The organism is Staphylococcus sp. HMSC055A09 (assembly GCF_001809655.1).
Classification (GTDB): domain Bacteria; phylum Bacillota; class Bacilli; order Staphylococcales; family Staphylococcaceae; genus Staphylococcus; species Staphylococcus capitis.
Window position 1 is genome coordinate 80,783 of sequence record NZ_KV798369.1, and the last position, 19,169, is coordinate 99,951.

At 32.7% G+C, this 19,169-nt stretch carries 20 protein-coding genes and 1 pseudogene; 14 read left to right on the forward strand and 7 right to left on the reverse strand.

Going from position 1 to position 19,169, the window contains the following annotated elements:
* Window positions 1-88: 88 nt before the first annotated feature.
* Both merA and hypR read right to left on the reverse strand, forming a co-directional pair.
* Window positions 89-1,420 (reverse strand): hypothiocyanous acid reductase MerA, encoded by a 1,332-nt coding sequence (merA, locus tag HMPREF2642_RS05955; RefSeq protein WP_030063508.1) that lies wholly within the window; start codon window positions 1,418-1,420, stop codon window positions 89-91.
* On the reverse strand, window positions 1,417-1,848 hold the full coding sequence (gene hypR / locus HMPREF2642_RS05960) for a redox-sensitive transcriptional regulator HypR (protein ID WP_030063506.1): 432 nt from the start codon (window positions 1,846-1,848) through the stop codon (window positions 1,417-1,419). Before hypR ends, merA begins: the two co-directional genes overlap by 4 nt.
* A gap of 189 nt (window positions 1,849-2,037) precedes the next feature.
* Between hypR and HMPREF2642_RS05965 the strand changes: the two genes are divergently transcribed.
* The 5 genes from HMPREF2642_RS05965 to HMPREF2642_RS05985 all read left to right on the forward strand — a co-directional run bounded on the left by HMPREF2642_RS05965 (window position 2,038) and on the right by HMPREF2642_RS05985 (window position 6,412).
* Window positions 2,038-2,976, forward strand: a complete 939-nt coding sequence (locus tag HMPREF2642_RS05965; protein WP_030063504.1) for an aldo/keto reductase — start codon at window positions 2,038-2,040, stop codon at window positions 2,974-2,976.
* A gap of 164 nt (window positions 2,977-3,140) precedes the next feature.
* The gene (locus tag HMPREF2642_RS05970; RefSeq protein WP_030063502.1) at window positions 3,141-3,680 is read left to right on the forward strand and encodes a flavodoxin family protein; all 540 of its coding nucleotides are present in this window, start codon (window positions 3,141-3,143) and stop codon (window positions 3,678-3,680) included.
* A gap of 249 nt (window positions 3,681-3,929) precedes the next feature.
* A complete protein-coding gene (locus HMPREF2642_RS05975; RefSeq protein WP_002433199.1) occupies window positions 3,930-4,406 on the forward strand; it encodes a GNAT family N-acetyltransferase in 477 nt (158 codons plus the stop codon).
* A 117-nt stretch (window positions 4,407-4,523) separates the two neighbouring features.
* The gene (locus HMPREF2642_RS05980; RefSeq protein WP_002452531.1) at window positions 4,524-5,822 is read left to right on the forward strand and encodes an HD domain-containing protein; all 1,299 of its coding nucleotides are present in this window, start codon (window positions 4,524-4,526) and stop codon (window positions 5,820-5,822) included.
* Between the two features lie 83 nt (window positions 5,823-5,905).
* The gene (locus HMPREF2642_RS05985; RefSeq protein ID WP_023350739.1) at window positions 5,906-6,412 is read left to right on the forward strand and encodes a YwhD family protein; all 507 of its coding nucleotides are present in this window, start codon (window positions 5,906-5,908) and stop codon (window positions 6,410-6,412) included.
* Between the two features lie 97 nt (window positions 6,413-6,509).
* Here HMPREF2642_RS05985 and HMPREF2642_RS05990 read toward each other — a convergent pair whose 3' ends face one another.
* The 5 genes from HMPREF2642_RS05990 to larA are packed head-to-tail and all read right to left on the reverse strand — an operon-like array spanning window position 6,510 to window position 11,019.
* On the reverse strand, window positions 6,510-6,908 hold the full coding sequence (locus HMPREF2642_RS05990) for a nuclear transport factor 2 family protein (protein ID WP_002433151.1): 399 nt from the start codon (window positions 6,906-6,908) through the stop codon (window positions 6,510-6,512).
* Between the two features lie 23 nt (window positions 6,909-6,931).
* A complete protein-coding gene (larC, locus tag HMPREF2642_RS05995) occupies window positions 6,932-8,119 on the reverse strand; it encodes a nickel pincer cofactor biosynthesis protein LarC (RefSeq protein WP_030063500.1) in 1,188 nt (395 codons plus the stop codon).
* A 14-nt stretch (window positions 8,120-8,133) separates the two neighbouring features.
* Window positions 8,134-8,892 carry a nickel pincer cofactor biosynthesis protein LarB gene (gene larB, locus HMPREF2642_RS06000; RefSeq protein WP_030063498.1) on the reverse strand — a complete coding sequence of 253 codons (759 nt, stop codon included), beginning with the start codon at window positions 8,890-8,892 and terminating at the stop codon, window positions 8,134-8,136.
* A gap of 3 nt (window positions 8,893-8,895) precedes the next feature.
* Window positions 8,896-9,732 (reverse strand): ATP-dependent sacrificial sulfur transferase LarE, encoded by an 837-nt coding sequence (gene larE, locus HMPREF2642_RS06005; RefSeq protein ID WP_023350735.1) that lies wholly within the window; start codon window positions 9,730-9,732, stop codon window positions 8,896-8,898.
* An 18-nt stretch (window positions 9,733-9,750) separates the two neighbouring features.
* Window positions 9,751-11,019 (reverse strand): nickel-dependent lactate racemase, encoded by a 1,269-nt coding sequence (gene larA, locus HMPREF2642_RS06010; protein WP_030063495.1) that lies wholly within the window; start codon window positions 11,017-11,019, stop codon window positions 9,751-9,753.
* A 217-nt stretch (window positions 11,020-11,236) separates the two neighbouring features.
* Between larA and HMPREF2642_RS06015 the strand changes: the two genes are divergently transcribed.
* The 9 genes and pseudogenes from HMPREF2642_RS06015 to HMPREF2642_RS06055 all read left to right on the forward strand — a co-directional run bounded on the left by HMPREF2642_RS06015 (window position 11,237) and on the right by HMPREF2642_RS06055 (window position 19,126).
* A complete protein-coding gene (locus HMPREF2642_RS06015) occupies window positions 11,237-11,758 on the forward strand; it encodes a VOC family protein (RefSeq protein WP_030063493.1) in 522 nt (173 codons plus the stop codon).
* 397 nt (window positions 11,759-12,155) lie between these two features.
* Window positions 12,156-12,572, forward strand: a complete 417-nt coding sequence (locus tag HMPREF2642_RS06020) for a YwiB family protein (protein ID WP_002433342.1) — start codon at window positions 12,156-12,158, stop codon at window positions 12,570-12,572.
* Entirely contained in the window at window positions 12,569-14,230 is a 1,662-nt protein-coding gene (gene argS / locus HMPREF2642_RS06025) for an arginine--tRNA ligase (RefSeq protein ID WP_030063490.1), read from the forward strand. Before HMPREF2642_RS06020 ends, argS begins: the two co-directional genes overlap by 4 nt.
* Before the next feature lie 92 nt (window positions 14,231-14,322).
* Entirely contained in the window at window positions 14,323-14,958 is a 636-nt protein-coding gene (locus HMPREF2642_RS06030) for an endonuclease III domain-containing protein (protein ID WP_030063488.1), read from the forward strand.
* Between the two features lie 54 nt (window positions 14,959-15,012).
* Window positions 15,013-15,767: pseudogene (locus HMPREF2642_RS06035) on the forward strand (MerR family transcriptional regulator).
* Window positions 15,768-15,963: 196 nt separating this feature from the next.
* The gene (locus HMPREF2642_RS06040) at window positions 15,964-16,464 is read left to right on the forward strand and encodes a DUF805 domain-containing protein (protein ID WP_030063483.1); all 501 of its coding nucleotides are present in this window, start codon (window positions 15,964-15,966) and stop codon (window positions 16,462-16,464) included.
* A 33-nt stretch (window positions 16,465-16,497) separates the two neighbouring features.
* On the forward strand, window positions 16,498-16,998 hold the full coding sequence (locus tag HMPREF2642_RS06045; RefSeq protein ID WP_030063481.1) for a DUF805 domain-containing protein: 501 nt from the start codon (window positions 16,498-16,500) through the stop codon (window positions 16,996-16,998).
* 188 nt (window positions 16,999-17,186) lie between these two features.
* Complete coding sequence (locus tag HMPREF2642_RS06050; protein WP_030063479.1) at window positions 17,187-18,083, forward strand: ABC transporter substrate-binding protein; 897 nt, start codon at window positions 17,187-17,189, stop codon at window positions 18,081-18,083.
* A 92-nt stretch (window positions 18,084-18,175) separates the two neighbouring features.
* Window positions 18,176-19,126, forward strand: coding sequence for a FecCD family ABC transporter permease (locus HMPREF2642_RS06055; RefSeq protein ID WP_002452545.1), 951 nt, complete (start codon window positions 18,176-18,178; stop codon window positions 19,124-19,126).
* Window positions 19,127-19,169: the final 43 nt, after the last annotated feature.

Below are 19,169 nucleotides of genomic sequence, written 5' to 3' on the forward strand. Positions count from 1 at the left end.
TAAGAACCACTAATGATTAAAAATCAAAGTGTTAATAGGAACACAGTAGATAGGGATCTACTGTATAAGAACCACTAATGATTAAAAATCAAAGTGGTTCTAAAAACAAATCGTTGAATGATTCGGCCATAGTTGGGTGTGTATAGATATTTTCACTTAGTACTGTGTATGGGATGTGCTGATCTATCGCTAATTTGATGAGATTAATCAATTCTTCTGATTCTTTTCCATATAAACTTGCACCTAATATTTCGCCATTATCTTTATTTAGTACAACTTTGAAAATACCTCTTGAATCGTTATTAATTTTATGTCGAGGTATTGTATTTACGTAGATTTTATTTTCCAGGAAATTAAAACCTTGTGCTTCTGCTTCAGCAGCAGTGAGACCAACTCTTGATAGAGGTGGATCGATAAATACTGTATAAGGAATGTTGCCTCTATTCTCAGTTGTTCGCGATCCATCTCCAAAGAGTTGGGAACGAAGAATTCTAAAGTCATCAAGAGAAATGTAAGTGAATTGTAAGCCACCTTTAACATCCCCAGCTGCATAGATATGTTTAACTGAAGTTTGAAGTTGGGAATTCACCTGTATTTCACCACGTTGACCGATTTTTACGTCAGTATTCTCTAGACCTAGTCCATCGATGTTAGGTTTACGTCCAGTTGCTAGTAACACTGCATCAGCTTTGAATTTACCATGATTGGTATGAACGATTGTTGAGTCGCCTTCATTAGAAAATGCAGTTGTTTCAACGTTTGTATGAACTGAAATCCCTTTGTCTTGCAAATCTTGAAGTGCTAGGTCAGCCACCTCTCGGTCCTCACGAGGCATTATCACATCACCATGTTCTAATATGGTCACATGTGTTCCTAAATTACTAAACATTGAAGCAAATTCGAGTGCAATATATCCACCACCCACAATGACTAAGTCTTTAGGTTGGAAATTAATATTTAATAATCCAGTTGAATCATATATATTTTTAGTAGTTTTTATACCCTCAATTTTTGGTATATTTGCTTGAGCTCCAGTATTAATGACGATTTTGTTCCCTGTGATTTTATCTTTTACATTACCTGCATGATCCAATAACGCAATTTCATTATTAGAAACAAAAGACGCTTTATAATCTAATATATCTATATTGTCTTTTGATGCTAAATTGTTATAATTCTTTTTATTTAATGCATTCACTACTTCATTTTTTCTTGAAAATGCTTCATCGAAAGATGCTCCTTCGATACCGTCATGCACTAATGTTTTAGAAGGAATACATCCAATATTTATACATGTACCGCCATACATTTTAGATGATTGTTCTATAAGTGCGACGTGCTGTCCTTGTCCGGCTGCGAAAGATGCTAAAGTTTTACCTGCTTTACCAAATCCAATGATGATAAGGTCATAAGATGTCATATTTGGTTTACCTCCTGCAAAATGTCGTTTAAGACATCTTGAATTGTTTTGTTACGATAGAAATTTAAAATGAGTTGAATTTCTTCATCACGATATCGAGCCATTATCTGTGCAATATGTTTAGAAATGTCACAGTGACTGTTGCGGTCTCCAGTGTAAACGCGTTGATTATTATCTTTAGTGAGAACGAATTGTTGATATAACTCAGCTAAATTCACTGTAGAGGTATATTGATTAGCTTTGTATCCGCCATCTTTACCACGTACTGTAGTGATAAGTTGCTGGTCGCTTAAGTTAGCCACGACACGTCTTAACTGAACGGGATTAAGACAAGTTAATTCCGCCAATTCCTTACTATTAAATTTTTCGTTTTTGTGCTTAGTAAGAAAGCTTAACACATGTACCGCAATGTTGAATTCTAAATTCATATCTACCCACCTTAAATGTAACTTCTTTAGTTACATTTAACTGCAATAAGTATCAATAGTCAATCTTTATGACTTCGTCAAAAATTTTTCGTGATTTTATATACTATAAGAAGGGTAAATGTAATTTGTAAGTTCATTTTTTGAAAATGAAATAAAAAAACAGTAATAGTAATGAAGGAGATGACTTCAATGGCTAATAAAGTACAATTAGGTAAATCAGATGTTAAAGTCTTCCCAATTGCACTTGGAACTAATGCAGTAGGTGGACATAATTTATATCCGAATTTAGATGAAGAACAAGGTAAAGACGTTGTACGTAAAGCAATTGATAATGGTATCACTTTATTAGATACAGCTTATATTTATGGACCTGAACGTTCTGAAGAACTCGTTGGACAAGTTGTACAAGAATATCCACGTGAACAAGTACAAATCGCAACTAAAGGGTCACATGTTATTAAAGATAATGATGAAGTGGTACAAAATAATGACCCAGAATATCTAAAGCAACAAGTTGAGAATAGTTTAAAACGTCTCCAAGTAGATTATATTGATTTATATTATATTCATTTTCCTGATGAAGAGACGCCAAAAGATAAAGCTGTTGCAGCGTTAAAAGAATTAAAAGATGAAGGTAAAATAAAAGCAATAGGTGTGTCTAACTTCTCATTAGAACAATTGAAAGAAGCAAATAAAGATGGATATGTCGATGTCGTACAATTAGAATATAATTTATTACATCGTGAAAATGAAGAAGTAATGGCATATGCAGCGGAAAATAATATTACATTTGTACCATACTTCCCATTAGCTTCTGGAATTTTAGCAGGTAAATATGATGAAGACCAAACATTTGACGATCATCGTGCAACACGTCGTGATTTCCAACCTGAAGTGTTCAATGATAATGTACGCCGTGTTAAGGAATTAACGGATATAGCGGAAGCGCACAACACATCAATTGCTAATGTCGTACTAGCATTCTACTTAACACGTCCATCATTAGACGTTGTAATTCCAGGTGCTAAACGCGCTGAACAAGTTGTAGAAAATATTGATGCTGCAAATATTGAATTAACTCAAGATGAAATTAATAAAATTGATCAATTATTCCCGATTGAAAATTAATAATTGGGAAGTTTAAGAGCGATACCAACATATGACGTTGAGTATCGCTTTTTTAATGTAATTATAAATTTTAAAGTTTAGACAAAATAATTTGAGAAATTTTGGGTATGTTAAATAATATCTATACATAAAAATGCACAGTATAAAGTTGGAGGAAATGAATAATGATTACGGTGTTGTTTGGTGGGAGCCGTCCTGAAGGGAATACGGCAGAATTAACCCGATATACTTTAGATGGTTTAGATTACACTTGGGTGGATGTCACTCAATATCAATTTAATCCTGTTCGTGATGTGAGACATGAAGATTACTATATTGAATCGTATGAAGACGATTATAAACAACTTATTGATTTAGTATTAGAGAGTGATACAGTGATATTTGCGTCGCCAGTATATTGGTATAGTATTTCGGCTTCTTTGAAGGCATTTATAGATCATTGGTCTGAGACTATGGAAGACAAAGATTATCATGATTTCAAATCTAAGATGGCTATAAAGGATTTTCGATTAATTTTAGTAGGTGGCGATTGTCCTAAAGTCAAAGCTAAACCATGTATTACTCAGATGAAATATAGTGTAGAGTTTTTGGGCGGAGAGTTGAAAGGTTATATTATTGGAACTGCTGAAAAGCCTGGAGATATTAAAAAAGATATATATGCTTTAGATCGTGCACGAGAATGGAATGAAGAACTAGGTAAATAAGATTATGACAATTCAACGGAAGAAACATTTTAAATTTTAATGTTATCTTTCGTTGTTTTTTATTTTTTGTGAGTTAGTAGTTTCGTTTAATTCTATTTATCGAAATTTTATTAATTTTCCAGTTTGGATTTTAATAGTTTCAAAATAATTTTTATATAGGGTTTTTAAATGTTTAAATTGAATTAAGTTAACATAAATGTGATATAATGCCTTTATTAATAGCTTGTAATAGTTAGGGGAGAAAGTAACATGTATAGAGTGAGACAAGCAACTGAGAATGATGTAGTAGCTATTAGAGATGTTGCTACTAAAGCTTGGTATAATACATATTTAAATATTTATGCAGCTTCTACAGTCAATGAATTGTTGGCTGCTTCATATAATGAAACTCATTTGAAGAAGAGATTAAAAGAACAACTCTTTTTAGTGGCGGAAGAAGATGATGAGATTATAGGTTTTGCAAATTTCATTTATGGCGAGGAATTATATCTCGCTGCACATTATGTGAGACCACAATCTCAACATAAAGGTTATGGTACAAGTTTACTTAAAGAAGGTTTAAATCAATTTAAAGATAGATATGATACCGTTTATTTAGAAGTAGATAATAAGAATAACCATGGTATTGATTATTATAAGGAAAATGGCTTTGAAATCGTTCGTTCTTATCAACCTGAAATGTATGGAGAGACGATGGACTTAGCTCTAATGAAAAAGACCTTTTAATATCATAAACGATATGCATCAAAACTAGTTTATTAATGGAGTTAAATTATTTCCGGGGTAATACTCAAACAAAAAAGCACTATGAACGTCATTCTAGTGTTCCTAAGGAGGGGAAGTATGGCACTATCATCATATGCAACAAGTAAACTAACTGAAGAAAAGGTATTTAAAGATCCTATTCATCGATACATACATGTTAAAGATCAGTTGATTTGGGATTTAATTAAAACTAAAGAATTTCAACGTTTAAGACGTATCAAACAACTTGGTACCTTATATTTATCGTTTCATACTGCAGAACATAGTCGCTTTGGGCATTCATTAGGTGTATATGAAATCGTTCGTCGAATGATTGACGAGTCTTTTATAGGTAGAGAGGCCTGGGATAATACAGACCGTCCACTTGCACTGTGCGCAGCGTTGCTACATGATTTAGGCCATGGCCCTTTCTCTCATAGTTTTGAAAAGATATTTAATACTGATCATGAAGCATTTACTCAAGCTATAATCACTGAAGACACGGAAGTCAATGAAGTGCTTAGTCGCGTTTCTGAAACATTCCCACAAGAAGTTGCAGATGTTATTAATAAAACACATGATAATAAACTAATTATATCAATGATATCTTCTCAAATTGATGCTGATCGTATGGACTACTTACAACGTGATGCGTATTTCACAGGTGTGACTTATGGTTCGTTTGATATGGAACGTATTTTAAGATTAATGCGTCCTTCAAAAGATGAAGTATTGATTAAAGAGAGTGGTATGCACGCGGTTGAGAATTTTATTATGAGTCGTTACCAAATGTATTGGCAAATCTATTTTCACCCTGTAAGTCGTGGGGGAGAAGTTTTACTAAATAATTGTTTACAACGCGCGAAGCAACTTTATAGTGAAGGCTATGAATTTAGAATGTATCCCCATGACTTTGTACCATTCTTCGAAGGGACAATGACAATTGAACAGTATGTTGAGTTAGATGAAGCGGTTGTACTATATTACTTGAAAAAATGGATTAATGAAGATGATCCTATACTCAGTGACTTGTCACGTCGTTTTATAAATAGAGATTTATTCAAATATATCCCGTTTGATGGTTCAATAATTACTATTTCAGAATTACAAGAATTATTTGAAGCAGGTGGTATCAACCCTGACTATTACTTTGTAAGTGAAGCTTTCTCAGATTTACCTTATGATTACGATCGCCCTGGATCTAATCGTAAACCGATCCATTTATTAAGAAGTAATGGTTCTATTACAGAAATAAGTCATCAATCTATGGTAATTAATAGTATTACTGGTATTAATCGTGAAGACCATAAATTATATTATCCTAAGGAACTGATTCTAAATATAGATAATCTTGAAATTAAAGGTGCTATTATTAATTTATTGAATGAACTTAATTAGAGCTTTACACTCATTGTACCTATTAGATAAGATTGAAAATATCATCATTGAATCAATGATTTTCAGAATGGGAGGTATCTAACTTGGCTGAGAAAAAAGGTTTTAATTTTAATATTATAAAAAATGACCCACTAGATGGACATAAAGGAACGAATATCGGGTCAATTAGTTTAGATAATATTGCACCTGTTTTTATAGATGTTGAAAATAAAGAAGCTTTTATTGATATTGGCGGGATGCATGCACGTGCAAAAGTTGAAAAAGGTGTTAAATGGATTAATGATAAAGAGCAAGTTGAAGGCGACGAAGCTAAAGAATATTGGTTGTGTTGGGTGACTACAGAACGTAGTGAACAAGGACCGTACTATGCAGGTGTCACAGCTTGTTACTTATTAGTGAATAGAAGTATCCGTCGTGGCTATAAGAGTATGCCTGAACATGTAAATATGATGGATAAATCTATGAAACATCAATTTATTATCGATCAAATTGGTGATGAAAATAAGAAAATCTTAAAAAAATTCTTAAAAGATCATAACGAAGACATGTGGAATAATTCTAGCGACGAATTATATCAAGCATTTGAATAACTATTAAAAATATATTCATTTTGTAATAAATATATCCGAATAAAATCTAAGCCTTTAAATGAATGTTTGCTAAATTCATTTAAAGGCTCTTATAGTATTATTTCACACTGCCAATTCCGTTAAGTTCTTCATTATAAGGCAATGTTAATTCTTTGCATGTGATGACTTTACCATCTTCATTAAAGACAAATTCTGCATAAACTTCTACTTTACCTTTATCTCCATTTTTCTTTTCTACATGAACATCATAGCGTAAAAAAATCGTGTTTTGAGACTCATCTATGAGCATGGTTTTAAATTCTTCAATAGAAAGACGAGCCACAACTTCTTTCAGTTTCTTAAGATGATCTGTGAACTCATTAATATCAGACGTTTGATGATCTGTGGTTTGAACATAAGAAGGGGCAAAGTACGTATCAATTTTATTAACATCAAGATTGATTAAAATATCAGTATAAAGCTTTTCTATTGTAGATTTTAAATCATCTCTATTCATCACTTATCTCCTCTATAAAGTAATTATTTTAATTCTTCACCAATTTGATATGTGTGATACAAAGCTTCTATAATTTCATTATGAATGACATGAAATGGTCTTTCAAATCTTTTAGCAACTTGTTTTACATCTTCATATTCGGGTTTCATTTTTAAAATTTCACCCTCTTGCAAAGCGAATTTCACAGAAATATTCCCGTAGTCGGTATCAATGTCTCTAAATTCTCGATCTAGTATATTTCTACGAACTGCGTAACTACGAACTCCGAGAGAAGATGTTTCTTGTAAGATTAAAGTTTCAAATTTAGCTGCGTTCTCAGTTTTACAGATTAAGGTTAATTGCGTACTTGGACGTCCTTTTTTCATAAATATTGGAGTGTAGTAAATATCTAGTGCACCATGTTCGAGTGCTATATCCATGAAGTGTCCTAATGATTCAGGTGACATATCATCAATTTGGCATTCGATAACTTGGACGTCATCTTGCTTTTTTGATTGAGTTTCAAATTGAATAACTCTTAACACATTAGGGAAGTCAAAGTCTTTACTCCCTGCGCCATACCCAATTTCTTTCATCGTAGCAGATGGGAATGGGCCAAATGATGATACTAAACTTTTCGCAAAGGCCGCACCAGTTGGCGTCGTTAACTCACTTTGAACATCAAATTTAGCTAATGGAACGTCTTTAAGTATCTCAGCAGTGGCAGGTGCTGGTACGGGGTAGATACCATGGGCGATATTGATTTTGCCATTACCTGTAGGAATAGGCGAGCAATATAATTCGTCAATATTTAATAATTCTAAAGCAATACATCCACCAATAATATCGATAATAGAGTCCATTGCCCCCACTTCATGAAAGTGGACGTTTTTAAATGACATACCATGAATTTTAGCTTCTGCGTGACCAATCACTTCAAATATACTTTTACTTCGAGCTTTAACACGTGGTGAAAGTGCGCTGTCATCAATCATTTTAAAGATATCTGACGCGTGACGGTGATGGTGTGGTTCATCGAAATCAATGTTTAAGGTCATTGCATGTATGCCTTGTTTTACCTTCTTCTGAAAATGAAGTTCAAAATTATCTAATGGTAACGTTTTAAGTTCGCTTTCAATTTTATGTGGGTCAGCCCCTAAATCGACTAAAGCTGACAATAGCATGTCACCGGCTATGCCTGCATGACAATCTAAGTAAATTGCATTTGCCATATTGATGCTCCATTCTAGTTATTTTCTATCATCTTCACTATCATTCCAGCGTTATATCCTCCACCAAAGCCATTATCAATATTGAGTACACTGGTACCAGGTGCACATGCGTTAATCATGGAAAGTAGTGTAGTGACGCCGTCTAAATTTGCACCATAGCCAACGCTGGTAGGGACGGCATAGATGGGATGATCGACAAGTCCTCCTACAACACTTGCCAAGGCTCCTTCCATTCCAGCAATGACCACGGATACCTTACCTTGGCGTATCACATGGATGTGATTAAATAGTCGATGAATGCCAGACACACCAACGTCATAGAAGCGTTTAACTTGAATTCCCATTACTTCCGCAGTTAAAGCAGCTTCTTCGGCTACTGCTAAGTCCGAGGTTCCAGCACAAAGGATAGAAATATAATTTTGTGATTTTTTAATTTCTTCTATCGGAGTACTCACAATATTAGCTACTGAGTGATATTGAAGATAGGGGTGATGTTCGAGTACAAACTTTGCCTTTGTTTCATCAATACGCGTCACTAAAATCACATTGTCGTGATGAGTAAGGCTTTCAATAATTTGATTAATTTGTTCTTTAGTTTTACCTTCACCGAAGATGACTTCGGGAAAGCCTTGTCGCTTTGCTCGATGTAAATCAATTTTAGCAAAGCCCAATTCGTCATAGTGACTGAGTTGGGCTTTAGCTTCATCTATAGAAATTTGATTTGATTTTACACCTTCAAGTAAGTCAACTATAAAGTTTGGATCTTTACTCATGTGTTAACTTCCTTGTACTAAATTAGTTGCTTTTGTATCAATGACTTCGTTCATACTGCCTGTTCTGTATCCTTCTAAATCTACAGTGACATAGTCGAAACCAAGTTCTTTTAAGCGTAAAGTGATATTGTCTCTATTTTTTATTACAGTAGCTAAATCATCTTCAACCACTTCGATACGAGCGATATTATGGTGGTAGCGTACACGGACATGATTGATTCCTAATTGTAGAATGTATTTCTCTGCTTCGTTGACTTTGTTTACTTTAGCAAAGCTTAACGTTTCACCATAAGGGATTCGTGAAGCTAAACTACATAGAGCCGGTTTATTCCATACAGGTAAATCATGTTGTTTACTTAATTCTCTAATTTCTGATTTATAGAGATGTGCTTCTTGAAGTACACTACGTACTCCAAATTCATCTCTAGCTTTTAAGCCTGGACGGAAATCCTTGAGATCGTCCATAATCATGCCATCTAAGATATAATTAAAGTTGAATTCCTCTTTGATTTCATTAAGTTTTCCATAAAGAAGTCGTTTACTGAAATACCAGCTTTCGGGTGTATTCTTAACGATATTATCGTCCTCAAGTTCAGCCATTTCAGTCTCTAATACTTCTACACCTAGGCTTCGACCTAATTCAATCGCTTGGTTAAATTCTTCGTTTCTGAAAAGTTCTGATTTTACAACCACAGGTTTAACATTTTTAACACCTAAAACATCAATCGCTTTTTTAAGTACTAAACTGCTATCTACACCACCTGAATATGCAATGACAACACTTTGCATTTCTTTAAGTAAGTGATTTAATTTCATTTCTTTATTTAATAATTCAGTCATTCTCATCATCCTCCCAAATTATTCTTCATTTTCAACATATGGAATGGTTAGTGGTCCTTGTGGCATGACACCAATTGATAATTTACGTCCATATTGTTCTTCTAACTCATGAAGCGTTTGTTCAATATTTGAAGTTGGATTCAACATTGAATCTTTCAATTGTTGATCTGTTAATTCTGAGTAGACATAAACATTGGCAAAGGTCTGAATGCTCGCTTGTTTTTGAACTTGCCATTGATCCATCTCTTTAAAATTAGGATCATGGATAAGCTCTAGAATTCCCTGAGGGGTGTCAGCCATTTTAAAGATTTCAGCAAATTTACCATGATCTGGAAAGCCATCTGCACATTCGGAGACCATAATAATATTTCCGTCTTCTTTGACGATTTTACTAGCAGCACTCATACCTTTAACAGTCTGATACAAGTTTTGATCTAAAGGATAACCTGAATTAGAAGCGATGACGACATCAAAACGTTGATGGCATTTAAACATCGCGTGTTCTTTAACATAAGCACATCCTTCTTTATGTGCTTCAAAAACTTCTCCAGCGAATGCAGCCGTAATTTCCTTACTTTTGTTTAAAGCCACATTTAACATGAAGTCTGGCTTACACATACGGTTCACTTCTCTAGCCATATCCTGAACAGGGTTATCTTCTAAATTTCCCCATGTAGAACGAGGGTCGCCAATCATCTTTGCATTATGGAAAGTTTGAATAGTTTCTAATCCAGCGATACCTGGCATAATACCTTTTGGACCGCCTGAAAATCCTGCAAAGAAATGAGGTTCAATGAAACCAGTGACGATTTTGAAATCTGACTCAACATAGTCTTTATTGAGATATGCATCACAACCATATTTACTCTCCCCAACTTTGATAAGACTATCTGCTTCAGTACAGTGGTTATGGACAATTTTAACTGTATCCACAATATCTTCACCTAACATTTGAATAAGCTCATCGCGCGTTTGGTCACGATGTGTTCCTGTACCATTAATAATTACGAAATTTTCAAGTGGCACATGGTTCAATTCCTCAATTAGTAAAGGTACAAGAATATGGTTTGGTGTCGGGCGAGTGATATCACTAATTACTATAGATACGATGTCATCACTTTTAACCATTTCTTTAAGAGGTTTTGAGTTGGTTGGATGTCTTAAAACGTCTTTAATGGCTGTTTTATAATCTTCAATAGCGTCAATATTTTGAGGTTCTATAATAGTGCTATCATCAGGTACATTGACACTAATTTCAGACTTGCCGTAGAGCACATCTGTCTTCACTAACATTCCCTCCGTTTATTTAAATATTATAAATTACTATTAAATGTAAACTCTTAATAAAGTGTTGCAATGCAATTATTATATGTAAATTGTAGCACAATTTTTAGAATATTTTAATTTATGAAAATAAATAGCTTTATTCAAAATTAGTGATGTGAAATATTTAAATCTAAAATTTAGGGTAAACATCTTTAAAATAATGAAAGGGAGAAGTTCAATGAATCATATTAAGGGAATTAATCATATTGGTTTAACAGTATTAGATATTGAGGAGGCAACAACGTTCTTAAAAGAGGCGTTTGACGCTAAAATAGCGTATGATGCTCTTTCATATAATGACCAACCTCGTGAAGGAGAAGAAGTTGAACGCATGTTAGGTCTTTCAAAAGGAGCAAAAATCGTTCGTCAAAGAATGATAGTGATTGGTGAGGGAGCTAATATAGAAATGTTTGAAATAGAAAGTAATAATCAAAAAGAACCACTCAAACTAGAAGATTTAGGCTTTAATCATATTTCATTAATGGTCGATCATATTGAGGACGTATTAGAAAATGTTAAACGTGCTGGTGCAGAACCATTATCTGAAACACATGGTAATTCAACTTACGAGGATTCTGAAGGAAGTAAGAGTGTTTATGTTAAGGCACCGTTTAACGCTTTAATTGAGTTACAATCCATTCCGAATGGTTATTATTATCCAAATGATAGTGAAGCAAATGTATTTATTCCTGGTGAGTAAAATATGAGAAACTATATATTTATTCAATAGTTGTGACCAATTTTAAAAGAAGATGATATAATAAAGGATGATGTACATCAAAAATTATGAAATATGAGGTAGTTAGATGAAAAAATATGTATTCATCATTGCAACAATTGTATTCGGCATCGTATATTTCAAAAAGTATTGTTCTATTCGAGATAAATATATCATGGATATCGTTGATGTTGAATTCAACAAGTAATTCTAATGATAACCTATGTAAAATCGTGTTCATATCGATAAGATATGGAGACGATTTTTTAATTTTTAGACAAAATAAGTCGATACGTAGAAAGTAGGAGCGTACTACAAGCGATAGTGTTTTTATGCTATAATTACATGTATTATTGTAAAGATTAAGGTGAGTAGTAAATTGGATAAAAACATAAATATTCAAACTAAACAGGTTTTGAAACAGAATGATGAAAAACAAAAATTTGAGTTTACTACAAAAGGTGCTTGGCAGAAACGACGAGCAGAATTTATCCGGTATACAGAAGAAATTGAAGAAGCAAAAGTCAATGTTACAATAAAAATTGAAGATAGCGGAGTTAAGTTGATTCGTAAAGGCGATATCAATATGAATCTACATTTCGTTGAAGGGGAAGAAACGACAACTTTATATGATATACCCGCAGGACGGATACCTTTAACAGTGAAAACACTGAGTATTTTACACTTTGTAACGCCAAATGGTGGGAAATTGAAAATTCACTATGAACTATATCAAAATGAAGAAAAGATGGGTTCTTATCAATACGAACTAAATTATAAGGAGATAAGCGAATGAATATTATCGATCAAGTGAAACAGACATTAATTGAAGAAATTGAAGCTAGTATCAAAAAAGCGGGATTAGCTGAAGATATTCCCGAAATAAAAATTGAAATACCTAAAGATACTAAAAATGGTGATTACTCATCTAATATTGCGATGGTATTAACTAAAATTGCTAAACGTAATCCACGTGAAATAGCACAAGCGATTGTAGATAATCTTGATACAAGTAAAGCACACGTTAAAGAAATTGATATTGCAGGCCCAGGTTTTATTAACTTTTATTTAGATAATCAATATCTTACTCAAATTATTCCAGAAGCGATTAATAAAGGCGATCAATTTGGCTATGCAGATCAATCTAAAAATACAAACATTTTATTAGAATATGTGTCTGCAAATCCAACTGGTGATTTACACATTGGTCATGCTAGAAATGCTGCTGTAGGTGATTCATTAGCCAATATTCTAATCGCCGCAGGGTACAATGTCACTCGTGAATACTATATTAACGATGCAGGGAATCAAATTACTAATTTAGCTCGTTCAATAGAGACACGTTATTTTGAAGCTCTAGGTGATACAAGCCATGAAATGCCAGAAGATGGATATAATGGTAAAGACATTATTGAAATTGGTAAAGATTTGGCTAATAAGCATCCAGAAATCAAGGATTATTCAGATGAAGAACGCCTAAAAACATTTAGACAATTAGGTGTAGATTATGAAATGGATAAGTTAAAGAGAGACTTAGCTGATTTTAATGTACATTTTGATAACTGGTTCAGTGAAACGTCTTTATATGAAAATGGTGCAATCGATAACACATTAGCTAAAATGAAAGAATTAGGTTACACATATGAAGCTGATGGTGCAACATGGTTACGTACAAGTGATTTTAAAGATGATAAAGACCGTGTATTAATTAAAAAGGATGGTAACTACACTTACTTTACACCTGATACAGCATACCATTACAACAAAATTACTCGTGGAAATGATATCTTAATTGATTTAATGGGTGCTGACCATCACGGTTATATAAATCGTCTTAAAGCAAGTCTTGAAACATTTGGTGTAGATAGTGATCGTCTTGAAATTCAAATTATGCAAATGGTGCGTTTAATGCAAAATGGTGAAGAAGTGAAAATGAGTAAACGTACAGGCAATGCGATTACTTTACGTGAAATTATGGATGAAGTAGGCATTGATGCAGCGCGTTACTTCTTAACAATGCGTAGTCCTGACTCTCATTTTGATTTTGATCTTGAACTTGCCAAGGAGCAATCACAAGATAACCCAATTTATTATGCTCAGTATGCTCATGCACGTATTTGTTCAATACTAAGACAAGCGAAAGAGCAAGGTGTTGATATCACAACAAATGCTAATTTCGATACAATTACTAATGAAAAAGCAATAGACTTATTAAAGAAAGTTGCTGAATTCGAAACAACAATTGAGAGCGCAGCAGAACATCGTGCGCCTCATCGTTTAACAAATTATATTCAAGATTTAGCTGCAGCTTTCCATAAATTCTATAACGCCGAGAAAGTTTTAACTGATGATATTGAAAAGACTAAAGCATTAGTAGCTATGATTGAAGCAGTAAGAATTACATTACACAATGCTTTAACACTTGTTGGCGTTACAGCACCTGAGTCTATGTAATTCAAAACATATTTAATTAAATAAACAGTCTTATGCCCTCATAAATCTATATTTGTGAGGGTATTAATTTTATAAAGAATTGGAGTGTAAACATGCTATCTACAATGGAACTGTATCGAATTCTATATAAAAATATGGGTGCACAACATTGGTGGCCAGCTCAAAGTCCTATTGAGATGATGCTAGGGGCTATACTTGTTCAAAATACTAATTGGAAAAATGCAGATATGGCATTAACACGTCTCAAAGAAGAGACGCAATTCAATGGTAAAAAGATATTAAATATGTCACTCGAAGATTTGCAACAAACGATTCGTTCGAGCGGTTTCTATAAAAATAAAGGTAAAGCGATTCACGCTTTAATGAATTGGTTAAATCAACATGACTTTAATTACAAAGATATCGCACAATACTATGGTGATAATTTAAGAAAGGAATTATTAAATATTCGTGGTATTGGAAGTGAAACGGCAGATGTTTTAATTGTATATATTTTTAAAGGGATAGAATTTATTCCAGACAGTTATACTCGCCGTATATATGCTAAGTTAGGCTATACTCAGACTGAAACCTACGATAAGTTTAAGAAGACCATTCAATTACCTTCTAATTTCACTAACCAAGATGCGAATGAATTCCATGCTTTGCTCGATAATTTTGGTAAAAATTATTTTAACGGTAAAGGAGAACATCGTTATACATTTTTAGATTCATTTTTTGAAAATTAAACATTGACTTTTACGTAACGTCATACCTCATACTTCAGCTTAGGAGGTGAAGATATGAAAGCGTATTTTAGTCCTAAAGATCTTTGTGACATTACAGGAGTGAGTTTACGTACACTTCATTATTATCACGATATAGAATTATTAATCCCTCATCATATTGAAGACAATGGTTATCGTCTTTATAGTGTAGAAGATATTTCTAAACTGCAATATATCTTATTTTTAAGGGAGCTTGATTTAACATTAAAAGAAATTAATGATTATTTTAAAAGTGATATAAATACTAAAAACGAAGTGTTGCGTAAGAATTACGATGATGTAATTAAGAAAAGAGATAAGTTGAATGTAATCATTGAACATCTTGACTACCATTTTAAACAAGAGAGCAATGAAGAAATTGAGGTGACGAATATGAAAGAATTTGATTTATATCAACAATATGAAAATGAAGCGGTTTTGAAGTATGGTGATACTAAGTACTATCAATCTTATGAGGAACAACAACAAGATATGAATGATTCTGAGAAAAAAGAGAACTATAAAAAGATTAATGTTGAATTAAATACATTTTTCGATGAGATGAGTGATTTATTTCTAAAGATGTCTCGATTAAGGAGGCAAGCACTAGAATAAAAAAACTAGAAGACATATTGAAGCTACAAGTTCCTAACTGCGATAAACAATTTATGTCCTATATTGCAACAACATATGTTGATGATGAACGATTTGCTAAAAATATTAATAAAAACCGTTATAAAGGACTAAATCGATATATTGCAAATGCCATAAATGAATATATAACGTACTAATTGTTTCTTTCAAAAATATTAATCTTTATTATTACTGAGTAACGATTAACGCCCACTTAGAAAGTAGGGCGTTTTTTATAGTTAAAAACTATAGAATAGGAGATATTATAATTTATATTGATTTTTAATTTTGATTAATTAATTATATAATGATTTTTGTAGTAACTAAAGTTATAAATATTTTAGAGGTGATACGATGATCGAGGCCTATAAGTTATTCTGGCTGAATTTCTTTAAACTAAAAGGTCGCAGTAGAAGACGCGATTTTTGCTGGCCGATGTTAATTAACATAATACTTTCGAGTATTCTAGGCCTTATGATTTTTGGGGTTACACGCATAATTCCATATAGTGATGTTGTTTATAATATAGTCGCAACTATCATCAATGTAGTTATCCTTATTGGTACCTTCACAGTTTCAATTAGACGCTTCCATGACATAGGTAAAACAATGATCATACCATGTGTTTTCTTTGTTATTAGTTTATATGGATACTATGTTGAGTTAATGTATGACAATGGTACTGCAAACTCATCTTTTGAAATACATAATCAAGTTTTAAATATTATATTAGGTATTATCGCGATACTGTTTACTTTATTAGTAATAGTAATTAGTATTATGAGCCTGGTGTATTGCGTCAAAGATAGCCAAAAAGGTACAAACAAATACGGCCCGAATCCAAAAGAACAATAATTAGTTAAAAGTCTTAATTAATGGAGGTTAATTATGATTAAAGCGTATAAGCTATTTTGGCAAAATTATTTTAAACTAGAAGGTCGCTCTCGAAGACGTGATTTTTGGTGGCCCTTTTTCATCAATGCTATTATTGAAGTTATAGTCTTAAATGGCACAAAATTTTTAGAAAATTCTATGGTTCACGGTCATATTATTTCATCAATTATTTATCAAGTCATTTCACTCATTCTATGTATTGGAACATTTTCATTATCTGTAAGAAGATTTCATGATATCGGAATGACTAAGAAATTCCCAGTGTTTTATTTAATTTTGACCTTACTACCTTATTTAAAAAATGTGATAGAACCTGTTATAAACCATACACATCTAGATCATAATCACGTATTTGTGATGATTTTAAGTGGTTTATTCATCACTTACTATATCATCTCCATCATCGCTGCACTTGTAGCTTTAGCATATTGTGTAGCTGATAGTGAAGATGGTTCCAATAAATATGGACCGAATCCTAAACCTATTTATGAATAATATGAAATTGAGTATCTTCGTTAAAAAGGCGAAGATACTATTTTTTTGAAAATGTTTAATTAAAACATTATTCAAATAAAAATAATCATTTAAAATTTCAAAATTCTAATGAAATTTTTGTCGATTTTGATATGATTATAACGAAGCGAAGAATGTATATTACTGAATAAGAAGGGAATGCTCAATAAATGAGAAATAAACTATGGATGGTTATTCTCGTGCTTGCTTTATCATTAGCAGCATGTAGTCAAGGCTCAAATCAATCATCAGATAGCAATTCAACATCGAAAAAAGGGAATAATAAAGTAAAATACCATAGAATTGTTTCTCTAATGCCAAGTAATACTGAAATCTTATATCGACTTGGTTTAGGGAATAACATTGTTGGTGTATCAACGGTTGATGATTACCCTAAAGATGTTAAAAAAGGTAAAAAACAATTTGATGCGATGAATTTGAATAAAGAAAAATTACTCAAAGCTAAACCAGATCTGATTTTAGCACATGAGTCCCAAAAAAGTTCTTCAGGAAAAGTATTAAACTCACTTAAAAAAGATGGGGTTAAAGTTGTTTATGTTAAAGACGCCCAATCAATTAATGAAACATATGACACCTTTAAAACTATCGGTAAAATTACAGGACGTGAGCATCAAGCTCAAGATTTAGTAGATGAAACGAAAAAGAACGTTGATAAAGTAGTTAATTCTGTTCCTAAACATCATAAAAAGCAAAGTATATTTATGGAAGTTTCATCTAAACCAGATATTTATACAGCAGGTAAAGGCACATTCTTCGATGATATGTTAAATCAACTAGACGCGAAGAATAGCTTCTCAGATATAAATGGTTGGAAATCAGTCAGTAAAGAGAGCATCATTAAGCATAATCCAGATATATTAATTTCTACTGAAGGTAAATCAAAATCTGATTATATTAAAATGATTAAAAAACGTGGTGGCTTCGATAAGATTAATGCTGTTAAAAATACACGAATTGAATCAGTTAATGGAGACGAGATTTCTCGACCAGGTCCTCGAATTGATGAAGGCCTAAAAGAATTAAGGGATGTCATTTATAAAAAATAATAGCTCAAAAAGTCAGTGGTCTTTCAGACACTGACTTTTTTAATATGATTTTGTTACTATATGTATAAAGAAAAATGAGAAAAGAGATTATGATGAAAAGAATTCGAAGTATAGTCATATGGTTAATCATTCTATTAATTAGTGTTTTAGTCAGTTTATGGTGGGACTTAGGAAGCCTTAATGATGCATTTAATCAAACTATTTTATTAAAGGTAAGACTTCCTAGAGTTCTTGAAGCTATGCTTACTGGTGCGACACTCACTATAGCTGGGCATATGTTTCAAACCATTTTGAATAATCCATTAGCTGATAGTTTTACACTAGGCTTAGCAAGTGGTGCTTCTTTAGGCTCCGGACTGGCACTATTTCTCGGGTTAAGTTTTCTATGGGTGCCTTTTTTCTCTATAGCATTCAGTTTGATTACACTTGTACTCGTACTTGGCCTAACAGTGATATTGTCACGTGGTTATCCTATACGTGTGCTCATCATATTAGGTTTAATGATTGGTGCCTTATTCAATGCACTTCTGTATATGTTAGTTTTAATTAATCCACGGAAAATGAATTCAATAGCTAATTACTTGTTCGGTGGTTTTGCTTCGGCAGAGTACCACGATGTCATTATCATTGCTTTAACAATGATAGTTGCTATGGTCATTTTATTTTCAATGAAAAATGGCATTAAACTACTGCAAGTCGGTGAGTTAAAAAGCCAATCTTTAGGTCTTAATGTTCAAAATGTTATGTTCATTGTGTTGGCAGTGTCATCTATGATAACTGCAGTAGTAGTTGCATATGTAGGGATTATAGGCTTTATAGGTATGATCGTACCTCAATTACTAAGACGTTTTTATTGGCAATATGAGCTAGGAACGCAGATGGTACTTAATCTTATTGTCGGTAGCACAGTGATGGTCGTGGCAGATTTTATAGGCGGAACGATGATACAACCAGTTCAAATACCTGCAAGTATTATTATGGCATTATTAGGCGTTCCAGTTTTATTTTATATTCTTTTTACACAAACTAAGGTATTACGATAAGTGAATTCATTTGCTAAAATAGAAACTATTAAAAAGTTAAGAG